Source organism: Streptobacillus ratti, from assembly GCF_001891165.1.
In the GTDB taxonomy this organism is placed as follows: domain Bacteria; phylum Fusobacteriota; class Fusobacteriia; order Fusobacteriales; family Leptotrichiaceae; genus Streptobacillus; species Streptobacillus ratti.
In genome coordinates this window covers 1-303 of the sequence record NZ_LKKW01000107.1, presented here as the reverse complement: position 1 = coordinate 303, position 303 = coordinate 1, and the positions used below count along the sequence as shown (strand labels likewise).

Sequence of the window (303 nt, the reverse complement as noted above, 5' to 3'; positions counted from 1 at the left end):
TTAAAATAATATAAAATAATGGAGGGATATATGAAAAGAATATTAGCTATATTTTTATTAATGTTATCTACATTATCGTTTTCAGGAAGTTTAGATGACATTTCATTTAAAAATCAGTCAGGACAAGTTAAAAAAATTAGTGATTATAAAGGAAAAACATACATTAAAATGTGGGCTTCATGGTGTCATGTATGTCTTGCTACTATGCCACATACAGTAGAACTTTCTAAAGAGAAAAATTTAGGATTTAATGTAATTTCAGTAGTATCTCCTGGAAAGAATGGAGAATTAAAAGAAAAAGAT

The 303-nt window shown here is 26.1% G+C and carries 1 protein-coding gene; it reads left to right on the top strand.

The genetic code is table 11. The features are described 5' to 3' along the window. Window positions 1-30: 30 nt before the first annotated feature. A partial coding sequence (locus tag BT993_RS06995; protein ID WP_158007943.1) for a TlpA disulfide reductase family protein occupies window positions 31-303 on the top strand: 273 nt, incomplete at its 3' end.